Raw genomic sequence first — 17,526 nt, 5'->3', positions numbered from 1 at the left:
GGCATGACGGCAGACGGCCTCACCCGAAGATGTCGGCGACGATGCCCTTGTACCAGCCCATGTTCTCCTCGCTGGTCTGGCGCCGTTCGTCCTTGCTCTCGCCGGTCTTCGAGACGAAGCCCTCGACCTCGGCGATGGCGCCGTCCTTGGCCTCGTAGCGACCGCCGATCTTGACCGTGTCGTCGGGCGCGAGGATCGACCAGCAGGTGTTGGAGTAGCGCGCCGGGAAGGTGCGGGCGCCCGCGAGCTCGCCGCGCACCGCCATCGCCACCACCTTGGCCTGGCTGTTGGCCGCGAAGGCCGACTTCGGCATCGCCCCGGCGATCGAGGCGTCGCCGAGCACGAAGATGCTCGGATCGTTCGCCGACTTCATGTTGGTCGGATCGATCGGGCAGTACCCGGTGGCGTTGGCGAGCCCGGCGTCGCGGGCGATCTTGCCGGCCATCTGCTTGGGAATCACGTTGACGAGATCCGCCTTGATGCTCTCGAGGTCGGTCGTGACCGTCATGGTCTTGGGATCGACCGACTTCAGGCCGCCGTGCATCTTGGGGTCCATCCACTCGATCATGCCCGGATAATGGTTCTGCCAGCCCTCCTGGAACAGCGCCATCTTGGAGAAGCGGTCCTTCGGGTCGATCACCACGATGCGCGACTTGCCATGGCCCTTGGCCTTGAGCACTCGGGCCATGCAGGAGACGCGCTCGTAGGGACCGGGCGGGCAGCGATACGGGTTCGGCGGCGCGATCATCACGATGGTGGCGCCGTCCTGAAGCGCATCGAGCTGCTTCTTGAGGAGCTGGGTCTGCGGCCCGGCTTTCCAGGCGTGCGGCATCACTTCAGCGGCCGCCTCGGACCAGCCCGGCACCGAGTCGAAGTCGAGGTCGATTCCGGGCGCGACGACGAGGCGGTCGTAGGGCACCACGCTGCCGTCGGCGAGCCGCACCTCCTTCTTGTCGCGATCGATGGTCGTGGCCGCCTGATCGACCTTCTTCACGCCGGCAGCGCCGAGATTGTAGTCGTGCGCGATCGACTCCCACGGCCGGTAGTCGCCGAGATAGAGATTCGAATGGAAGCAGGTGATGAACTTCTTGGCCGGCTCGACCAGCGTCACGTCGATGGCGCCGTTCGAGTCCTTGGCGACGTAGCGCGCCACGGTCGCGCCGGCCGGTCCCCCGCCGACGACGACCAGGCGCGGCTTCGCCTGCGCCCGCAGCACGGCCGGCATGGCGAGCACGCCGGCGCCGGCCAACAGCGCAGTGGAGAAATGGCGTCGCGTCATGGAAATCATGGTGTCCTCCCTGGAATTCCGCTTCTGCTCCCGACTCCGGCTCTCGTTTGCCGGCGTCAGCAATTGTTCGTTGCACTCCGCGCTCGCGTCTCTAACTCTCCCCGCGTGCGGAGAGGTCATCCCGGTGCCGTTTCGCGAGCTCGGTTGACCCGCTTCGACCTCTAGTCCGTCCGCGGCTTCAGGCTGCCGAAATAGGCGGCGAGCGCCGCGATCTCGTCGTCCGTGAACTTCACCGCGATCGAGCGCATCACCGGATTTTCCCGCGTCTTGTCGCGGTACTGTCCGAGAATCTCGACGAAGCTCTCCTCCGGCCAGCCGACGATCGGCGGGATACCGTCGTAGCGCCCGCTGATCTGGTGGCAGGTGACGCATTCCGACGACAGATACTCGCCGAGCTCCCGATCGCCTTTCAGCCGGTCGGCCGCCACGGCGCCAGCGACGACCGCGAGCGCCGAGGTCAGGACGGCCGTAGCCGCGACCATCGCGACCGTCGCGATCGTCCAACTCGCGACTGTCGGACTCGCGACCGCCGGACTCGCAACCACCGAGGTCACGGCCGTGACGTGCGCGACCGGTGCCGGGGGACGCCGCGGCATCATTCGACCCGCGGTCCCTTGCCGTCCTCCGGCGTCACGTCGATCGCCCGGGCGCGGCCGAGGATCCTCGGCGCGCCGGCCGCACAGTTCGTCATGCACGGCTCCTTCTTCCAGAACGCCTTTTCGGACACCTCACGGTCGTCGTCGAAGAAATTCGCCTCGTTGGCGAGCTTCACGGTCGGGAAGTTCTTGTCGGAGATTTCCTGATCCTGGTCCGTGATCACGTCGTTCAGATAGAGCAGATAGGCGACGATCGAATACAGATCGTCTCCCTCCAGCGACTGCGCATTGCCGAACGGCATGGCACGCCGGACATAGTCGATCACCGTGGAGGCGTAGGGCCAGTAGGAGCCGATCGTCTTCACCGGATCGTGAGAGGCGAGCGTGCCGGCGCCGCCCGCCAGCACGGGCCAGCGGCCCGTGCTCTCGCCGAACTCCCCGTGGCAGGCGGCGCATTGCGCCACGAACAGCTCCTCGCCCTTGCGGGCCGTGCCCTTGCCCGGCGGTAGCCCCTGCCCGTCGGGCCGCACGTCGATGTCCCAGCCGGCGATCTCCTCCGGCTTCGCCTCGCGGCCGATGCCGTAATGCACCTTCGCGGGTGCGGCAGCGGCGGCCGATGCGGCCGCGGTCTGCGCGGGCGCGGACTTGGCGGCCGCATCCTTGCCGGTCGGCTTGGCCGGGAGCTTGCCGCTCTGCGCCATCGCGAAGCCCACACCACCGATCACGGCCGCGGCCAGCAGGGCGGCGGAAAGAACGGTGACCTCACGCGATCTCGACATTTTCCACCTCGCCCTCCGGCGACACCCGCCAGGTCTGGATGCCGTTGTTGTGATAGACGGAGTTGACACCGCGAACCTTGCGCAGCTCGTCCTTGGTGGGCTGCACGTAGCCGGTCTCGTCGATGGCGCGCGACTGCAGGAACAGCTCCTGCCCGTTCCAGTCGAACTCGGCATAGAAACGCGCCATCGACTTGTCGAGCACGGGCCCGTCGAGCTGGGCGGTGCGCCAGTTGCGGCCGCCGTCGAGCGACACGTCGACCCTGGCGATCTTGCCCCGCCCCGACCAGGCGATGCCGGAGATGACGGTGAAGCCTTGTCTGTGCTTGAGCGGCGCCTGCGGGCTCGGATTGGTGATGACGGACTTGGCGTCCATCACATAGGTGAAGCGGCGCGCCTTGCCGTTCTCCAGGAGATCCGTGTACTTCGACGTCTCCTCGCGGTGGTGCCAGGGCTGGTCGCCGACCTCGATTCGGCGCAGCCACTTCACCCACATGTTGGCCTCCCAGCCCGGCACGCAGATGCGCACCGGGTAGCCGTTCTCCGGGCGCAGTCGCTCGCCGTTCATGCGGAAGGCGATCAGGCAGTCGTCGAGCGCTTTCTGGAGCGGCAGCGAGCGCGTCATGGCCGCCGAGTCGGCCCCCTCGAGAAGAAGCCACTTCGCGTTCGTCTTGAGGCCGGCTTCCTCCAAGAGCACCCGCAGCGGCACGCCCGTGTACATGACGTTGTGGATCATGCCGTGGGTGAACTGGCAGGCGTTCATCTGTGCGCCGCGCCACTCCATGCCGGAGTTCGCCGCGCATTCGGCGAAATAGATCCGGTTGGTGCGCGGAAAGCGCTCTAGATCCTGGAGCGTGAACATCAGCGGCTTGTCGACCAGGCCGTGGATCATCAGCCGATAGTCGTTCGGATCGAGCTCGGCGATGCCCGAATGGTGCCGCTCGAAGCACAGGCCGTTCGGCGTGATGATGCCGTCGAGCTCGTGCAGCGGCGTGAACGACACCGAGCTCTCGCGCGAGGCGGTGAGCCACTCGACGTCGCGCCGGATCACGTTCGCCTCGTGCTTCGACGGCTTGCCGTAGGCCCGTACCGCGACGCCGTCGCCGAGCGTCTTCGACCACTCGGGCACGTTGGGAGGCAGGTTGGCCGGGTTGCCGGGCTCGGTCGCGGCCGCCTTGCCGGCCGCTCCCGCCACGGCGGCGCCGCCGAGCGCCAGGCTCTTGCCGAGCAGCGAGCGCCGCGACAGTCCGGCGTCACGATCAGGAGTCTTGTTCAGCATTCCCGCTCTCCGATTTCTTGCTCCGACCACCTGTGCGCCCCGTGTTCACCTCTCCCCCCATGCGGGAAGAGGTCGGATGTCAGGCGCATGCGCGTCACATCCGGGTGAGGAGGCGTCGCCGCGAGTCTCGGCCTCGTGGAGGCGCCTGTTCATCCCGACCTTCGCCCCGCAAGCGGGGACCAGCAGCGCAGGCGTCGTGCCTCCGACCACGCCGGCTCACGCCCCGAGTATCTTCACCGTCGAGGCGCCGGTGGGCGCCACGGTCTGCGTCTTCTTCAAGTGATCGAACACCACGTCCCAGATCGCCGGGCCTTCGGTGCCCTCGTTGACGCTCGCCCAGCCGGCGACCGTGTACTCCTTGTCCGCCGCGAGCGGCTGGCCGGTGCGGCTCAGCACGAGGTCGCCGATGCGGCCGCCGATCGGCTTGCCGACGTCGATCGTGTAGGAGAGGCCGCCGACCCGCACCATGTCGCCGCCCTGCTGCAGATACGGGTCGGGATTGAAGATGTTGTCGGCGACGTCCTCGAGCACCTCCTTCAGGCGGGCGCCCGTCATGGTCATGCGGTAGGCCGCCGGATAGGTCATGGCGGTGGCGTTGTAGACGTCCTCGCGGGTGATGCTCTGACCCGCCAGCAACGTCGGTCCCCAGCGGAAGCCCGGCGACAGCGCGATCTCGGCGTCCCGCTCGGCCAGGAGCGCGTCGCAGATCACGTCGTCGAGCGTGCCGTTGAAGTTGCCGCGCCGGTAGAGCGTGGTCGCGGTCTTGCCGACCACCTCGCCCAGCATCGCTTCGTGCGGTGCGCGATGCTTCGCGATCGCCGCGGCCACCGCGGCATCGGGCGTGATCACATCGGCCAGCACCGGGATCAGCTTGTGGCGGACTCCCTTCACGGCGCCGTCGCGCACGTCGAGATCGATGCGCGAGACGAACTTGCCGTGGCTGCCCGAGGCGATGAGAATCGTCTTGCCGACCTGCACGGGCGCCGGCAGGGCGTCGTGGGTGTGACCGGTGAGGATCACGTCGATCCCGCTCACCCGGCCGGCGAGCTTGCGGTCGACGTCGAAGCCGTTGTGCGAGAGCAGCACGACGAGCCCGGCGCCGGCGGCGCGCGCCTTGTCGACCTCGGCCTGCAGCTCCTTCTCGCGGATGCCGAACGACCAATCTGGGATCATCCAGCGCGGATTGGCGATCGGCGTGTAGGGCAGCGCCTGGCCGATCACCGCGACCTTGACACCGCCGCGCTCGACCATGGTCGAGCCCTTGAACACCTCGTCCTGGAACTCGCTCTCGCGGACGTTCTGGCACAGGAACGGGAAGCCGAGCGTCTCGACGATCGCCTTGACGCGCTCGGCGCCGAGCGTGAACTCCCAGTGGGCCGTCATGGCGTCCGGCTTCAGGAGCGCCATGCAGTCGACCATGTCTTGGCCTTTGGTGGCCATCGACGTGAAGGAATTCTGCCAGGTGTCGCCGCCGTCGAGCAGCAGCACGCGGTCGCCGCGCTCGGCGCGGATCGCGTTGACGATCGTGGCAACGCGATCGAGGCCGCCGACCCGGCCGTAGCTCTTCGCCAGGGCCTCGAAGTCGATGTCGGCGAGCGCATAGGCGAGCGGGCTGCCGGCCGGCACCTTGTAGGCGTCGAGCAGCGCCCTGCCGGTGACGTGCGGCGGCACGCCCTTCGCCTCGCCGACCCCGAGATTGACGGTCGGCTCGCGGAAATACACCGGCTTGAGCTGCGCATGGATGTCGGTGACGTGCACCAGCGTGACGTTGCCGAGCGGCTCGAATGCCAGGAGGTCGGCCTGCGTCACACGCTGCTGCGCGAGCGCCCGGGTCGCTCCCCCGGCCCCGATGCCCGCGCCGGCCAGCACGGCGGCCAGGGCGGCGGAGTATTGCAGAAGATCGCGTCGCGTGGTCATCGATGGCGTCCTGGATGCCTCATGGGCGCATGTCATGGGCGCATGTCATCGCCGCATGTCATGGGCGAATGTCATGAGCGCACGTCCCCCGCACCGGCGCGAGGCACGCCGGTGATCCCGAGGATGTCTCGAACGATCGGTTGCGGCGGGCGACGGCCCGACGTCGTCAGGTGCCCGTGCCCCTCAGGTCAGCGCGACCGTCAGGTCACCGTGATGGTCTCTTCGCCGACGATCTTGCTGCCGTCGTCGTCGATCCAGGCGAGCACGACCTTGCCGCTCTCCTCGGCCCGGAACTTGAACTGCAGGTAAGGGTTGGCCGAGACGGCCGGCTCCAGATCGGCGGCGAAGACCGGCTTGCCGTTCACCTCGCAGGTGAACTTGTTGATGATCTTGCGCGGGATGACGTTGCCGTCCTTGTCCTTGCGCTGACCCGACTCCATGATGTGGGCCACCAGGGCCTTGACCTCGACGAGGTCGCCCTTCTTGGCCTCCTTCTTGTCGAGACGGATACGCGGCTTCGGCGCGGGTGTCGCCATGACGTTCTCTCCCAATTATTCGGAATGACGAGCCGGAGCCTGATCAGCCGCCGCAGCCGCCGATCGTGACCTTCACCTGCTTCGTGTCCATGAACAGCGATCCGTCGTTCATCTTGGCGACGGCGATCACGTTCTGGGTCTCGGCGAGGCGGATGCGGGTCGCCGCCTCGGCGACGCCGGAGCGCGGAGAGAAGTGGAAGGTGGCGATGCCGCCGCGCGGATTGCCGTCGGCGACGATCAGCACGTCGGTGACGTGCGAGGCGTCGGTCATCGGGCTCTCGACCGTGAAGGCGAGCGGCACCGTGTTCCCGTTCTCGGCGATGTCCGGCAGGTCGAGCTTCACCTTGCCCTTGGTCGGCGTCTTGCCGCCCGTGAACGCCTTGACGAGATCGTCGGCGTCGTTCTTGGCGAAGGCCGGTCCGGCGCCACCGAGGGCCACCGCCGCCACCACGCCGGCGCCCAGCGCGAACGCCTCGCGTCGGCTCACTGTCGTCGTCATCGAGAACCTCTCCTCATGGTCGACGGCCCCGCCGGGCCGACTGTCCCGAACGCGACGACTTACGGTCGCCGCGGCACCCGGTCACGAACCCACGCGGCCTGGGAGCTGCGCGGTCAGCGACCGAAACGGTCACGCACCGAAACCAGTCCGTCACGGAATTCCGAGGAGCAGGCGAGCACATGATCTGGCGATCGATGGCCCGCCGTCGCGCCGTCCGGGATCCGCCTCCTCCATACATTCATTATTTTGAAACTTCTCTACCCGGTCCGGCCGGATCGTGCAATAGGCGAAATGGCTAATCACGACGCAAATGTTGTTGCATCGCAGCGAAACACAGGACGTTCTTCCTCTCCTGTGCCTCGGGACAGAAAAAACGCTTTTCATTCGGCTTCGGGAATATAAGCTGCGCCTTGCAGGCATTCCAGAAGACCGGCACGACCGGCCGCCGCACTCATCGTCGGAGGAACCATGAGCCCAGGAAGTTTCGCCCTGGCGCGTGCCGTCGTCACGGCCGCGTCGGTCGCGGTGACGCTGTCGGTCGCCACCGCCCAGCAGACCCCCGCCCCCCAGCCCCCCGCTCCCCAGCCCCCGGCCGCCGCCCCGTCCGCGGCCACGCCTGCCGGATCGACCCCGGCCGCCGAGGAGGACGCCGACAAGCTCCTCGAAAAATACCGGGCCATGATCTCGGACCCGATGTCGAACCCTGGCTATCTCGCGGTCGATTCAGGCGAGACGCTGTGGTCGACGGCGCGCGGACCGAAGAACGTCACGCTCGAGACCTGCGACCTCGGCAAGGGGCCGGGCAAGGTCGACGGCGCCTATGCCGAGCTGCCGCGTTTCTTCGCCGATGTCGGGAGGGTGATGGACGCGGAATCGCGCATCCTGTGGTGCATGGAGACCATCCAGGGCATCGACACGACGCCGATCCGCAAGAAGCCGTTCGCCTCCTCGGGCGGCAACCCGGCGACCGAGATCGAGGCGCTGGTCGCCTTCGTCGCGAACAAGTCGAACGGGATGAAATTCGCGGCCAAGATGGAGCACCCGAAGGAGCGCGAGGCGGTGGCGCTCGGCGAGGCGTTGTTCTACCGGCGCTCCAGCATCAACGACTTCTCCTGCCAGACCTGCCACGGTCAAGAGGGCCAGCGCATCCGCCTGCAGACCCTGCCGTTCTTCGACAACCCGAAGGCCGCGCAGGCGACCATGGGCTCGTGGCCGACCTATCGGGTGTCGCAGGCCTCGCTGCGCACCATGCAGCACCGCATCTGGGACTGCTACTGGCAGATGCGCATGCCGGACGTCGGCTACGCCTCCGAGGTGACGGTCGCGCTCGCCGCGTATCTCACCAAGCGGGCGGAAGGCGGCGCCATCGAAGTCCCGTCCATCAAGCGCTGAGGCCTCCGATGACCAGACTGTCCTTCGCGGCCTCGGCCGCCGCAGCGGTCGCGACCGCTCTGCTGATGTCCAGCCCCGTCCCTGCCGCCGACGACCCGTCCACCACGGGCACCGGAACCGGTGCCGCGGCCCCGGCCGCCGTCGAGGTCGCGCCGGGCATCACCCGCGAAAGGCTCGAGCAGGCGGTCGCGGCCGCCTGGAAGAACCTGCCACCGGATCTCGCGGCGCGCGTCGTCCAGGACGAGACGATGGCGCTCTGCTCGCAGTACCGCAATCAGCCGCCCCAGGCCGTCGCCGACGCGATCCTGGCCCGCGAGAAGCAGAACGTCACCTATCCGGCGGACGGCAAGTATCTGGGCAGCTGGAAGAACGGCGAGAAGCTCGCGCTCTCCGGCTTCGGCGGCCGCATGGGCGACAATCCGAAGCAGGCGAACGGCGGCAACTGCTACGCCTGCCATCAGCTCGCCCCGACCGAGATCAGCTACGGCACGCTGGGGCCGAGCCTTCTCGGCTACGGCAAGCTGAAGGGCACGACGCCGGAGGCCCAGAAGGAGGTCTACGAGCGGGTGTTCAACGCCCAGGCCGTGTTCGCCTGCTCCAACATGCCGCGCTTCGGCCACAACAAGTTCCTGACCATCGAGCAGATCAAGGACGCCGTCGCCTTCCTGCTCGATCCGGACTCGCCGGTGAACAAATGAGGACGGAACCGCCCTTGTGATGATCCGCGCCGGCGCGGCGCGTTCCTGCCCTCTCCCCGCACGCGGGGAGAGGTGAAGATCACGCCGATCTTCACGCCCCCTGGGCGCGGAGATAGTCGCGCAGCGTGCCCTTCTCGTAGGCCTTCTCGGCGACGAAGCGGAAGAGCGCCACGAAATGCTTCGGCTCGAGATAGCCCTGGGCCCGCGCCACCTCGCGCTCGCGCGGCGCCTTCGCCTTCATGGCGTCGACGCTCTCGCCGAAGAACTGGAAGGTCGGCGTGAAGCGCACGCCGTATTTCTCGGCGAGCCGGCGCTCGGAAAGCGTCTCGCCGTCGAGGTCGACCACCTTGCGGTCGCCCGCGACGTTGAGCTGGAGAACCTCGAAGTTCTTGCGGATGTAGCTCGCGATCTCCGGATCGCCGAGGTTCTTGATGTGGGTCTCGCGGCAGTACGGGCAGCCGCGCAGCTCCCACATCACGGCGAGCCGCTTGCCGTTCTGCTGCGCGAGCGCGACGTCGTCCGCCAGTTCGAGCAGGCTCTGCAGGAACCACTCGACATGTGGCAGGCCGTCCTCGTTGAGCTTCAGCTCTTCGGCACGAAGGCGCGCCGGGGACAGGGCGGGACCGGCGAGCGCCGCCGCGATCAGCACACGACGTGAGAGCATCGACGACAGCATGGACGTTTCCTCATGAGCGTTTTTCATACGTTACCGCGATTTCGAACTCTCTGCACCATCGTGGGCCTGGCTCACGCGATCCTGATCACGAGCGCAGACCCGAGGCCGACCGGCGGCGCGATGGCGCAAGCGCCGAGCGTCGCCGTCGACGAGACCGTCCTGGCCGATCGCCGGCTCGCCGCCGGCTACCTGCGGACCGGCAACGGCGACCTCGCGGCGCTCGCGCTCGAACGCCTGCAGAAGGCCCTGCCCGCCCCCTACAAGGACCGCGTCGCGACGGCGCTGTCGGCGATCGACGCCGGCGATCTCGCGGCCGCCGCCGCCGCGACCGAGGCGCTGGCCGCCGATCTCTCCGTGGCACGCCGCGCCGCCGGCACCCGCCTGCTGGCCGACTGCGTGCGCGAGCTCTCCGACACGTTCGCGGCGCTCGACCGGCATCGCACCAAGCCTCCCGATCTCGCCGATGCGGCGACGGGCGCGGCGATCACGACGGCCGCGACGGACAGCGACGCCGCCTTCGCGCGGTGCGACACCGAGGCGCCGGCGCCCGTGAAGGCCGACGCCGACTTCCGCCGCATCGTCGACGGCGCCCGCGCCTCGCTCGCCCGCGTCCCCGAGGCCGTCGCGGCGCGCGACGGCGATCTCCTTCACCGCTTCCTCATCGAGCTGCGCGCCTACGAGCAGATCCTGAAGTTCCGCCACGGGTGAGGCCCACGCTGACGCGGCCGACATCGTCGCCTTCGTCACGGCCGGATTCGTCCCGGCCATCCACGATCTTGCGTTCGGCAAATCAGGACGGACGTGGATGCCCGCGACGAGCACGGGCATGACGGGCCGGGACCGCGGTCCGCACGCCCTCATCCGATCTTCCCGAGCGCCGGGATCGTCTCCAAGAGCCAGCCGGCGATGTCGGCCATGGTGCCGGTGAAGATCAGCACACCGGTGATGATCAGGAGACCGCCGATCACCTTCTCGACGGCGCCGAGATGGCCGCGGAAGCGCTTCAGGAAGCCGAGGAACGGCCGCACGAATACGGCCGCTGCCAGGAACGGCAGGCCGATGCCGGCCGCGTAGGCGGCGAGCAGTCCGGCGCCCTGCCCGGCCGAATCCTCGGCGCCGGCGATCAGCAGGATCGAGGCGAGCACCGGGCCGACGCAGGGCGTCCAGCCGAACGCGAAGGCGAGACCCATCACGAAGGCGCCGAACAGGCCGGCCGATTGGCCGCCGAGCCCGAACCGCGCCTCGCGGTAGAGCAGCGGAATTCTGATCAAACCGACGAAGTGCAGGCCGAGCACCACGATGATCACGCCGGCGACGCGCGACAGGACCGTCAGGTGATCGGTCAGCAGACGGCCGAGCAGCGAGGCGCTGGCGCCGAGCGCGACGAACACGGCCGAGAAGCCGGCGACGAAGAACAAGGCGCGCAGGAAGGCGCGTGCCGTGGTGCCGGGGCGCGGCTTGTCGCCGGCCAGCTCGTCGAGCGAGGTGCCGGCCAGCCAGGTGAGATAGGGCGGCACCAGCGGCAGCACGCAGGGACTGAGGAACGACAGCAGGCCCGCCATGGCGGCGGCCGCGAGCCCGACCTCGAGCGACATCGTACCCCCCTGTCCGGCCGCTTCTTGTCCCCGCGGCACTCGTGCTTCGTGACTTGTCATTCCGGGGCACGGCGGCGCCGCGAACCCGGAAACGAGCGGCGAGCTCCGCGTTCGTGCCTGGATTCCGGGTCCGGCACTGTGCGCCGGCCCGGAATGACCGTGACGATCTGCCGGGAGCAATCGCGTCGGCATGGTGACGCGAAGCCGGCGGCGTTGCAATCATTCGCTATCGTGCATTCTTGATGGCGCGGCTCGGTGCTCGTTCGCATGCACGACGGCGCACCGTCGTGTTATCCTGCCGGCATGACGACCCGACACCCGACCCGCCGCACCGCCCTCCGGCTCGCCGCAGCAGCGGCCGCCACGACGGCCGGCCGCCCTGTTCCCGGCCGGGCGGCGGGGGAATCGCAGGCGACGCTGATCTATGTCCGCGAGGTCGGTTGTCCGTGGTGCCGCGAATGGGACGCCCGCATCGGCCCGATCTATCCGAAGACGCCGGAGGGCCGCCGCGCGCCGATCCGCGAGGTCGAGAAGCGCGACGTTCCGGCCTCGGGCCTGACCCTCGCCCGCCCGGTGCGCTACACGCCGACCTTCGTGCTGGTCGTCGACAAGACCGAGATCGGCCGCATCGAGGGCTATCCCGGCGAGGAGTTCTTCTGGGCGCGGCTGGCCAAGCTTCTGGAGCTGTTGCCGGGCGAGTGACTCTTTCCCTCTCCCTGAGGGAGAGGGTCGGGCGCGAGCAAAGCTCGCGACCGGGGCGAGGGTTTACGGCGTCAGTTGGTGAGCGCGGCACCCCCTCACCCAGATCTCGCGCGATCGCGCGAGATCCGACCTCTCCCGGCCGGGGAGAGGTGAAGGGCAGATGCGTCAACGCACTGCTCCGGCAGGCTACATGGCCGTTGCGCGGGATCGCCCTACCCCGCCCGCCCCGACGCCGGCTCGGCGCCCGGCGCCGCCGTGGCGGCCGGCGTCTCGCGATCGATCAGGAAGTCGGTGATCCCGGCGGCGAGCCAGATGCAGGCGAGCGTCACCCAGGCGGTGAGCGCGAAGATGGCGCCGCCCGACACCCCGGCCCCGACCGCGCAGCCGCCGGCCAGCATGCCGCCGAAGCCCATGAGCACGGCGCCGACGATGTAGCGCCGCATGCTCTGGCCGTCCTTGAAGCCCTGCAGCACGAACTCCTTGTAGAGGAGCGCGCCGAGAAGCGAGCCGAGGAAGACGCCCGGCACCAGGCCGATGTCGAAGTTCCACACCATGCGCGACTGGTCGAGCACGAACATCAGCGTGTCGGCCGACGGCCCCGTGAACGTGATGCTGGTGACCCGGGCCGGCGCGAAGCTCGCCTGCGAGATCGTGTAGGTGACGAGCCAGCCGATCGCGACCATGCCGCCGACGCCCGACGCCGTGAACCAGGTCACGGCCGGCAGCTTGCTCTTCACGGCATAGAAGTACGCCGCCGCGCACCACACGACCCCGAAGGCGAGCGCGTGCCCGTGGCCGAGGCCGAGCACGACGAGGAGATCGCGGGCGCCGGCGCCGTCGATCGTCCACCAGCCCGTGATGGTCTCGCGCAGCGGCGTCAGCGCCCCGCGATAGGCCGACTGCGCCGTCACGGCCATCACCAGCCCGGTGACGAGGGCGCGGAGATTGCCGGTGGCGGACAGCACGAGCAGCCGGCTGGCGCAGCCGCGCGTCATGATCATGCCGGCGCCGAACATCAGGCCGCCGAGGATCGCTCCCGACAGGCTGCCGCGCTGGGCGAGCTGGCGCGCCTCGGAGACGTCGAGCAGCCCCGTCAGGATGAATCCTTGCGTCCACACCACGGCCGTCGCGAAGGCCATCAGCCAGATCGCCACCTTCTGCCCGACCTCGCCGTGGAAGAACTCGATCGAGGCGGCCCGCAGGCAGAAGCGGCTGCGCTGCGCCGCGAAGCCGAAGGCGGCGCCGACCGCGACGCCGGCGAGCGCCAGGGTCGGCCCTTCCCCCACCTGCTCGATGATGGTGATCAGATCCACGCGACGCCTCCGCCGGCGCGCCGTGGCCGGGCACGACGAGCATGCGGCGCGCCGAATATGAGAACCTTGACAATCCGCAACGTCGGAAGCGGTGGGCGCGTGGATTGGAGGGCAAGCGCCCACCGACCCAGCCTGTCATTCCGGCGCGCGGCGAAGCCGCGAACCCGGAATCCCGCGGCGACCTGCGAACTCTCGGCTGGATTCCGGGTTCGGCGTTGCGCGCCGCTCCGGCATGACCACCGCGTTGATCACATCACCGAATCTGGGATCCGCTATCGCGCCGGCGGCTCGTCGTCCTCGGTGCCGGCGAGCTCGGCGAGCGCCTGCTCGAAGTCCTTGGCTTCACGGAAGTTCTTGTAGACCGAGGCGAACCGGACATAGGCGACGTCGTCGAGGTCGCGCAGATGCGCCATCACGGTCTCGCCGATCGTCTCGGCCGTCACCTCGCCCTCGCCGATGCTCTCGAGGTCGCGGACGATCTTGGAGATCGTCTGCTCGACCCGGTCGGGATCGACGTTCCGCTTGCGCAGCGCGATCTCGATCGAGCGGGCGAGCTTGTCGCGATCGAACGGCACCCGGCGACCGTTGCGCTTGATCACGGTCAGCTCGCGCAGCTGCACCCGCTCGAAGGTGGTGAAGCGGAAGCCGCAGGCGAGGCACAGCCGACGCCTGCGGATCGCCGAGGAATCTTCGGTGGGACGCGAGTCCTTCACCTGGGTGTCGAGGCTGCCGCAGCTCGGACAGCGCATCGTGGATCCCCCGTGCCCTTCGGGCGCCGGGGCGCCGCGGCCCCGGCCGGCCCGACTCAGTCCTGGTAGATCGGGAAGCGTCCGACCAGCCGCTTCACCTTCTCGCGCACCGCCGCCTCGACCAGCGAGTCCTCGTCGGACTTCTTCTGCGAGAGGACGTCGAGCACCTCGGAGATCATCTCGCCGACCTCCTTGAATTCGGCGACGCCGAAGCCGCGGGTGGTCCCGGCCGGAGTGCCGAGCCGGACGCCCGAGGTCACCATCGGCTTCTCGGGGTCGAACGGGATGCCGTTCTTGTTGCAGGTGATGTGGGCGCGCCCGAGCGCCGCCTCGGCGACCTTGCCGGTGAGCTGCTTGGGCCGCAGATCGACCAGCATCAGGTGCGTGTCGGTGCCGCCGGAGACGATGTCGAAGCCGCGCGACTTCAGGGTTTCCGCAAGCGCCTTCGCATTTTCGACGACGTTCTTCGCGTAGACCTTGAACGACGGACGCAGCGCCTCGCCGAACGCCACGGCCTTCGCCGCGATGACGTGCATCAGCGGGCCGCCCTGCATGCCGGGGAAGACGGCCGAGTTGATCTTCTTGGCCAGCGCCTCGTCGTCGGAGAGGATCACGCCGCCGCGCGGGCCGCGCAGCGTCTTGTGGGTCGTCGTGGTGACGACGTGGGCGTGCGGGAACGGGCTCGGATGCGCGCCGCCCGCCACCAGGCCGGCGAAATGCGCCATGTCCACCATCAGATAGGCGCCGACCTCGTCGGCGATCTCGCGGAATGCCCGGAAGTCGATCACCCGCGGATAGGCCGAGCCGCCGGCGACGATCAGCTTCGGCTTGTGGGCGTGGGCGAGCTTTCGCACCTCGTCCATGTCGATGCGGTGGTCGTCCGGGCGCACGCTGTAGGGCACCACGTTGAACCACTTGCCCGACACGTTGACGGGCGAGCCGTGGGTCAGGTGGCCCCCGGCCGCCAAGTTGAGCCCCATGAAGGTGTCGCCGGGGCTCAGGAGCGCGAAGAACACGGCCGCGTTGGCCGAGGCGCCGGAGTGCGGCTGGACGTTGGCGAAGCCGCAGCCGAACAGCTTCGTCACTCGCTCGATGGCGAGCCGCTCGACCACGTCGACATACTGGCAGCCGCCGTAGTAGCGCTTGCCCGGCAGCCCCTCGGCATACTTGTTGGTGAGCACCGAGCCCTGCGCCTCGAGCACGGCGCGGCTGACGATGTTCTCCGAGGCGATCAGCTCGATCTCGTCACGCTGCCGGCCGAGCTCCTGGCGAATCGCGCCGAAGATCTCCGGATCGGCCTCTTGGACACTGGCGGAAAAGAAGGATTCGGCTTCGACCGAAGCCGGCTTCGTCACGGACATCGTGGTCTCCTGGCGCCGCGGGATGCGCGAGAATGGCGCCTCGACAGGCGGATCCCGGGGTGTGTTTGGGCCGTCGGATTAGCATATCGACTCCCGACCGCCAAGTTGTGGGCCGGCTTCCGGCGGTCCGGCTCTAGATATGGGGGCGTACAGGCCGCAGGGCCTCCGTGGCGCGGACAGCCCCGACCCGGTTGGGCCCGGCTCGGCGCCACTCAGCCACCGCCGTCGGCTCTTCGCCCTCGTCAGCCTTCGCCCTCCTGGGCGAGGCGGCGCTCCAGCTTGCGGAGCGCGAGGCGCTGCAGGTCGGAGCGCGGTGTCGTCAGCGGCCCCATGACGGTCACCTCGATGCCGGTGGCCCCGTCGATCGCGGACACCCGGACGGCACCGCCGACCGCGGTCATCTCGAAGAACACCTCGCGACCTGTCGAGTCGTCCGCCATCCGGGCCTCGCAGCGTGGGCCGGGAGGCTGGCAGATTCGCCCCCAGGGCCGATCGGACCGCCACCCCCTACCCGCGCGACGCCGCGCCCTGGCTGGCCGCGAGGCCGTCGCGCGAATAAATGTCGTCGCGGAACTGGACGACGCCGTCCGGGGTCACCCAGGCCGTCACATAGACCCAGTAGAGCGGCACCGGCGTCGCCAGGCGCGCGTCCTTGCGCTCGCCCGACTTGATCACCGCGTCGATCTCGGCGCGCGACCAGCCGGGCGTATCCGACAGGAGCCACACGACGAGGTCGCGCACGTTCTGGACCCGCATGCAGCCCGAGGAGTGGAAGCGGAAGTCCTCGCCGAACAGGCTCTTGGACGGCGTGTCGTGCATGTACACGTCGTCCTTGTTCGGGAAGTTGATGCGGATCGAGCCGAGCGAGTTGAAGTCGCCCGGATCCTGCTTGAAGCGGTAGTTCACCGCCTCGTTGGAGTTCCAGTTGATCTGGGTCGGCTGCAGCTCGGTGCCGCGGCCGTCGAAGATGCGGATGTGGTTCTTGGTGAGATAGTCCGGCTCCTCCTGCATGCGCGGGATCAGATCCTTGCGCACGATCGAGACCGGCACGGTCCAGTACGGATTGAAGTTCACCTCGACGACGCGGCTCTGCAGGATCGGCGAGGCGCGGTCCGGCTTGCCCGCGACCGTGACGTGGCGCGACACCACGACGCCGCCCTCGATCGCCTCGATCTGGGCGGCCGGGATGTTGGCGACGACGAGCTTGTTGCCGAGATTGCTCGACAGGGTGCGCAGCCGCACCACGTTGATGCGAAGCTGCGCCAGCCGCACCTGCGCCGGCACGTTGAGGGCCTTCAGGGTCTGCTGGCGCACCACGCCGTCGACGGTCAGGCCGTGGCGCGCCTGGAAGCGGCGCACCGCCGCCTCGACATAGGAATCGTAGACGTCGCCGGCGCCGGCCGCCGCCGGATCGATGTCACCCGACACGGCGAGGCGATCGCGCAGCACCGGCACGGCCGGGTTGCGGTTGCCGAGCCGCAGCCGCTCGACCTGCGGCACGGTCGGCCAGCCGCCGCGCGCCACGATCTCCTCGTAGCGTGGGATGAACTGCTCGCTGGTCTGGGCCGTCGACGGGTCGAGGGTCGGCAACGAGGCCTTCGGCATGAGAATGGTGCGCGACGCCGAGTCGAAGCCCTGGCCGAAATTGCGCCCCTGGCTCTGCTGGATGAGCTGCTCGAGCACGGCGTCCTGGCCGGGCGAGCCCTGAGCGAAGGCCCGGCCCGCGAACGCCGCGAGCCCGGCCACCCCGCCCGCGAGGGCGCGGACGACCGCCCGGCGGTCGAGCCCGTCGTGCCGCGTTGCGCCCCGCGGCGCACCGTCGTGCCGGTGGATCCCCGCCGCGCCACCGTCCTTCTTCACGTCCCCGTCCATCTCACCTCGCCGCGCCCCGAAAGGTCGCGCCTCGTTGGTCGCTTATGCCCGTTGGTCACGCATGCTCGTTGGTCACGCGGGCGCACGATCGCGCCCTGCCCCGACTGCGACCCGCATATCACGGCGATTACGGAGGCGAGCCGGCGTTTTTATGTCAGCCCGCTCCGGTGTGCGACGGCGCGACGGCACCTCTGCAGCCCATCGTGGTGGCGCTTCGCGACATGTCGGAGAGCGCGCATTGACGGTATCGGAGGGTGTTCCGTATGGTCGCGGCGCA

Annotated in this window: 18 protein-coding genes; 4 read left to right on the top strand and 14 right to left on the bottom strand. The window is 68.9% G+C overall.

The features are described from left to right. Positions 1-19: 19 nt before the first annotated feature. The 7 genes from ACFSOX_RS00570 to soxY form a co-directional block, all read right to left on the bottom strand. On the bottom strand, positions 20-1,288 hold the full coding sequence (locus ACFSOX_RS00570; RefSeq protein WP_378475849.1) for an FCSD flavin-binding domain-containing protein: 1,269 nt from the start codon (positions 1,286-1,288) through the stop codon (positions 20-22). Between the two features lie 161 nt (positions 1,289-1,449). Continuing rightward, positions 1,450-1,770 (bottom strand): c-type cytochrome, encoded by a 321-nt coding sequence (locus ACFSOX_RS00565; protein ID WP_378475848.1) that lies wholly within the window; start codon positions 1,768-1,770, stop codon positions 1,450-1,452. Positions 1,771-1,883: 113 nt separating this feature from the next. Next, complete coding sequence (locus tag ACFSOX_RS00560; RefSeq protein ID WP_378475847.1) at positions 1,884-2,663, bottom strand: c-type cytochrome; 780 nt, start codon at positions 2,661-2,663, stop codon at positions 1,884-1,886. Next, positions 2,647-3,939: a sulfite dehydrogenase gene (gene soxC, locus ACFSOX_RS00555; protein ID WP_378475846.1), complete on the bottom strand. Its 1,293-nt coding sequence runs from the start codon at positions 3,937-3,939 to the stop codon at positions 2,647-2,649. Before soxC ends, ACFSOX_RS00560 begins: the two co-directional genes overlap by 17 nt. 216 nt (positions 3,940-4,155) lie before the next feature. Then, positions 4,156-5,856, bottom strand: coding sequence for a thiosulfohydrolase SoxB (soxB, locus tag ACFSOX_RS00550; RefSeq protein WP_378475845.1), 1,701 nt, complete (start codon positions 5,854-5,856; stop codon positions 4,156-4,158). A 200-nt stretch (positions 5,857-6,056) separates the two neighbouring features. Next, positions 6,057-6,392: a thiosulfate oxidation carrier complex protein SoxZ gene (gene soxZ / locus ACFSOX_RS00545; protein WP_378475844.1), complete on the bottom strand. Its 336-nt coding sequence runs from the start codon at positions 6,390-6,392 to the stop codon at positions 6,057-6,059. Between the two features lie 43 nt (positions 6,393-6,435). Then, positions 6,436-6,891 (bottom strand): thiosulfate oxidation carrier protein SoxY, encoded by a 456-nt coding sequence (soxY, locus tag ACFSOX_RS00540; protein WP_378475843.1) that lies wholly within the window; start codon positions 6,889-6,891, stop codon positions 6,436-6,438. Positions 6,892-7,359: 468 nt separating this feature from the next. Here soxY and soxA point away from each other — a divergent pair, with 468 nt between their 5' ends. Then, on the top strand, positions 7,360-8,283 hold the full coding sequence (gene soxA, locus ACFSOX_RS00535) for a sulfur oxidation c-type cytochrome SoxA (protein ID WP_378475842.1): 924 nt from the start codon (positions 7,360-7,362) through the stop codon (positions 8,281-8,283). 8 nt (positions 8,284-8,291) lie between these two features. Continuing rightward, complete coding sequence (gene soxX / locus ACFSOX_RS00530; RefSeq protein ID WP_378475841.1) at positions 8,292-8,981, top strand: sulfur oxidation c-type cytochrome SoxX; 690 nt, start codon at positions 8,292-8,294, stop codon at positions 8,979-8,981. 91 nt (positions 8,982-9,072) lie between these two features. Here soxX and ACFSOX_RS00525 read toward each other — a convergent pair whose 3' ends face one another. Continuing rightward, positions 9,073-9,657, bottom strand: a complete 585-nt coding sequence (locus ACFSOX_RS00525; RefSeq protein WP_378475840.1) for a thioredoxin family protein — start codon at positions 9,655-9,657, stop codon at positions 9,073-9,075. 120 nt (positions 9,658-9,777) lie between these two features. Between ACFSOX_RS00525 and ACFSOX_RS00520 the strand changes: the two genes are divergently transcribed. After that, a complete protein-coding gene (locus ACFSOX_RS00520; protein WP_378475839.1) occupies positions 9,778-10,365 on the top strand; it encodes a hypothetical protein in 588 nt (195 codons plus the stop codon). A gap of 149 nt (positions 10,366-10,514) precedes the next feature. On the opposite strand, the gene ACFSOX_RS00515 is transcribed toward ACFSOX_RS00520, so the two are convergent. Next, positions 10,515-11,252 (bottom strand): cytochrome c biogenesis CcdA family protein, encoded by a 738-nt coding sequence (locus ACFSOX_RS00515; RefSeq protein WP_378475838.1) that lies wholly within the window; start codon positions 11,250-11,252, stop codon positions 10,515-10,517. 303 nt (positions 11,253-11,555) lie between these two features. On the opposite strand from ACFSOX_RS00515, the gene ACFSOX_RS00510 reads away from it, so the two are divergent. Next, entirely contained in the window at positions 11,556-11,954 is a 399-nt protein-coding gene (locus tag ACFSOX_RS00510; RefSeq protein ID WP_378475837.1) for a thioredoxin domain-containing protein, read from the top strand. A gap of 212 nt (positions 11,955-12,166) precedes the next feature. Here ACFSOX_RS00510 and ACFSOX_RS00505 read toward each other — a convergent pair whose 3' ends face one another. The 5 genes from ACFSOX_RS00505 to ACFSOX_RS00485 form a co-directional block, all read right to left on the bottom strand. Beyond that, positions 12,167-13,267 (bottom strand): YeeE/YedE family protein, encoded by a 1,101-nt coding sequence (locus ACFSOX_RS00505; RefSeq protein WP_378475836.1) that lies wholly within the window; start codon positions 13,265-13,267, stop codon positions 12,167-12,169. 272 nt (positions 13,268-13,539) lie between these two features. Further along, complete coding sequence (gene nrdR / locus ACFSOX_RS00500; RefSeq protein ID WP_378475835.1) at positions 13,540-14,016, bottom strand: transcriptional regulator NrdR; 477 nt, start codon at positions 14,014-14,016, stop codon at positions 13,540-13,542. Positions 14,017-14,072: 56 nt separating this feature from the next. After that, the gene (gene glyA, locus ACFSOX_RS00495) at positions 14,073-15,377 is read right to left on the bottom strand and encodes a serine hydroxymethyltransferase (protein ID WP_378475834.1); all 1,305 of its coding nucleotides are present in this window, start codon (positions 15,375-15,377) and stop codon (positions 14,073-14,075) included. A gap of 242 nt (positions 15,378-15,619) precedes the next feature. Then, the gene (locus ACFSOX_RS00490) at positions 15,620-15,817 is read right to left on the bottom strand and encodes a DUF6898 family protein (protein ID WP_378475833.1); all 198 of its coding nucleotides are present in this window, start codon (positions 15,815-15,817) and stop codon (positions 15,620-15,622) included. 67 nt (positions 15,818-15,884) lie between these two features. Next, positions 15,885-17,249 carry a L,D-transpeptidase family protein gene (locus tag ACFSOX_RS00485; RefSeq protein WP_378475832.1) on the bottom strand — a complete coding sequence of 455 codons (1,365 nt, stop codon included), beginning with the start codon at positions 17,247-17,249 and terminating at the stop codon, positions 15,885-15,887. Positions 17,250-17,526: the final 277 nt, after the last annotated feature.

The organism is Rhodoplanes azumiensis (assembly GCF_042682915.1).
Classification (GTDB): Bacteria; Pseudomonadota; Alphaproteobacteria; order Rhizobiales; family Xanthobacteraceae; genus Rhodoplanes; species Rhodoplanes azumiensis.
The sequence above is the reverse complement of the archived record's forward strand: the minus strand, read 5'-3'. Positions and strand labels throughout refer to the sequence as shown.

What these genes read in the sequence shown, in the direction of transcription:
- ACFSOX_RS00570 (WP_378475849.1), bottom strand. Translation starts at nt 1,288, where the DNA reads ATGATTTCCATGACGCGACGCCATTTCTCCACTGCGCTGTTGGCCGGC.
- ACFSOX_RS00565 (WP_378475848.1), bottom strand. Translation starts at nt 1,770, where the DNA reads ATGGTCGCGGCTACGGCCGTCCTGACCTCGGCGCTCGCGGTCGTCGCT.
- ACFSOX_RS00560 (WP_378475847.1), bottom strand. Translation starts at nt 2,663, where the DNA reads ATGTCGAGATCGCGTGAGGTCACCGTTCTTTCCGCCGCCCTGCTGGCC.
- soxC (WP_378475846.1), bottom strand. Translation starts at nt 3,939, where the DNA reads ATGCTGAACAAGACTCCTGATCGTGACGCCGGACTGTCGCGGCGCTCG.
- soxB (WP_378475845.1), bottom strand. Translation starts at nt 5,856, where the DNA reads ATGACCACGCGACGCGATCTTCTGCAATACTCCGCCGCCCTGGCCGCC.
- soxZ (WP_378475844.1), bottom strand. Translation starts at nt 6,392, where the DNA reads ATGGCGACACCCGCGCCGAAGCCGCGTATCCGTCTCGACAAGAAGGAG.
- soxY (WP_378475843.1), bottom strand. Translation starts at nt 6,891, where the DNA reads ATGACGACGACAGTGAGCCGACGCGAGGCGTTCGCGCTGGGCGCCGGC.
- soxA (WP_378475842.1), top strand. Translation starts at nt 7,360, where the DNA reads ATGAGCCCAGGAAGTTTCGCCCTGGCGCGTGCCGTCGTCACGGCCGCG.
- soxX (WP_378475841.1), top strand. Translation starts at nt 8,292, where the DNA reads ATGACCAGACTGTCCTTCGCGGCCTCGGCCGCCGCAGCGGTCGCGACC.
- ACFSOX_RS00525 (WP_378475840.1), bottom strand. Translation starts at nt 9,657, where the DNA reads ATGCTGTCGTCGATGCTCTCACGTCGTGTGCTGATCGCGGCGGCGCTC.
- ACFSOX_RS00520 (WP_378475839.1), top strand. Translation starts at nt 9,778, where the DNA reads ATGGCGCAAGCGCCGAGCGTCGCCGTCGACGAGACCGTCCTGGCCGAT.
- ACFSOX_RS00515 (WP_378475838.1), bottom strand. Translation starts at nt 11,252, where the DNA reads ATGTCGCTCGAGGTCGGGCTCGCGGCCGCCGCCATGGCGGGCCTGCTG.
- ACFSOX_RS00510 (WP_378475837.1), top strand. Translation starts at nt 11,556, where the DNA reads ATGACGACCCGACACCCGACCCGCCGCACCGCCCTCCGGCTCGCCGCA.
- nrdR (WP_378475835.1), bottom strand. Translation starts at nt 14,016, where the DNA reads ATGCGCTGTCCGAGCTGCGGCAGCCTCGACACCCAGGTGAAGGACTCG.
- glyA (WP_378475834.1), bottom strand. Translation starts at nt 15,377, where the DNA reads ATGTCCGTGACGAAGCCGGCTTCGGTCGAAGCCGAATCCTTCTTTTCC.
- ACFSOX_RS00490 (WP_378475833.1), bottom strand. Translation starts at nt 15,817, where the DNA reads ATGGCGGACGACTCGACAGGTCGCGAGGTGTTCTTCGAGATGACCGCG.
- ACFSOX_RS00485 (WP_378475832.1), bottom strand. Translation starts at nt 17,249, where the DNA reads ATGGACGGGGACGTGAAGAAGGACGGTGGCGCGGCGGGGATCCACCGG.